This is a genomic window from Pseudomonas sp. UF-293 (genome assembly GCF_058245595.1).
This window is the reverse complement of sequence record NZ_JBSICA010000063.1, coordinates 1-1,651: the sequence shown is the minus strand read 5'-3', so window position 1 is coordinate 1,651 and position 1,651 is coordinate 1. Positions and strand designations below refer to the sequence as shown.

Here is a 1,651-nt window from a genome sequence, read left to right as displayed (position 1 = left end):
CTTTGCCGTAGGCGTCGTATTGCGCGGACCAGACGATTTCGCCGCTGTAGTCGGTGAGTTCCTGTGGGGTGCCGAGGTGGTCGAGTTGGTAGTAGAAGGGGCAGGCTTTTTTCGGGCCTTTGCCGTCGAGCATCGCCAACGGGCGGAAGGTGCCGGGTTCGTAGAGGAAGCTGCGGTATTGCGTGGTGCTGCTTTCGGCGACGAGGTGTTCGCCTTGCCAGAAAAATTCGGTGACGACACCGTCGACGGTTTTGCGGATCCGCCGGCCGAAGGCGTCGTAGTGATACGTGGCGGTCTGGCCGTCGGGGCGGGTCAGGCCGATCAGGCGGTGCTGGCAGTCGTAGCGGTATTCGGTGACCAGGGTCTGGCCGTGGCCACGGCGTTCGCGGATCAGGTTGCCGAAGGCGTCGTAGTCGTAATGGCGGTCGCCCTGCATCAGCAGGCGATTGCCCTTGATCTGCGCAGGGCCCGGGCGGTCCTGCATCAGCAGGTTGCCGGCCGGGTCGTGGGCGAAGGATTCGGGCAGTTCGTCGCGCGAGTGACGTACCCGAATCAACCGGTCGAGGGCGTCGTAGCCGTAGGTGCGCTGGCCGTGGCGGCTGTCGGCAATGTGCTCGAGATTGCCATTGGCGCTGTAGGCATAATCGCGGCGGTACAGCGAAGCGTGGCGATGACCTACAGCGTGGGCAAGCAAGCGGCCCTGATCGTCGTAGGTATATTCGCTGAGCAGCAGTCCCTGCTGGCGTTGCTGTTCGCGACCGGACTGATAGACGTGACGCGTGAGCGGCGTGCCGTTGAGGTCGATGGCTGACAGCGCACCGCCCTTGGCGTAGTGATAATCAAGCTTGCTGCTGTCCGGCAGGCGCAGGCGTTTGAGCTGACCGCAGGCGTCATAGGCGTAGCGTAAGGTGCCCCAGCCTTGGTGTTCGGTGATCAAGCGATCCTGACGGTCGTACTCGAAGGCCAGCGGATGGTTCTGGCCATCATCGACAGCAACCAAGCGCCCGAGGCGGTCGTAGTCGTAGCGGATCTTGGCGCCATCGGGCAGGGTTTTGACCAGCAAACGCCCGGCCTTGTCGCGCCGGTAGTGGGTGACCAAACTGGGACCGAAATCACCAAACTCGGTTTTCTCCAGCAGATGACCATTGAGGTCGTAGGCGTAGGCAGTCCGCCGCCCATCAAACCCGGTTTCCTGTCGGATCAATCCGGTCGGCGTGTAATCCAGTCGGTATTTTTCGCCCGATTCGTTTTCAATCTCGGTCAGCAACAGCCGCGCATGGTCATAGCGATACTGCACGCGGGTGCCGTCGGGGTTGATCCGTCGTGAGACCAGATGCAGGTCGTCGTCATATTCGTAGCGGGTGATGCGCCCGAGCTCGTCGCGCTCAGCGGTGATCTGGCCGTAGGCGCCGTAGCTGTAGGCGCGCGTGCTGCCCGTAGGAGAAGTCGTCAGGATCAGTCGGCCGGCGGCGTCCCACTGCTGACGGCTGACAACACCCAATTCGTTCTGAGTGGTAATCCGCCGGCCCAGCGCGTCGTAGGAAAAGCGCCGCACGCCGCCATCGGGCAGGGTTTCTTCGATGAGCTGGCCGAGCTCATTCCACACCCAGCGATGGCGGCTGCTGTCCGGGTAGCGCAACGACAGCAACTG

General features: G+C 62.8%; 1 protein-coding gene. It reads right to left on the bottom strand.

Features of this window, described 5'->3' with window-relative positions; translation table 11 throughout:
* Positions 1-1,651, bottom strand: a 1,651-nt coding sequence (locus AC4IHP_RS27770) for an RHS domain-containing protein (protein ID WP_490833280.1), incomplete at both ends; no start/stop codon positions are given.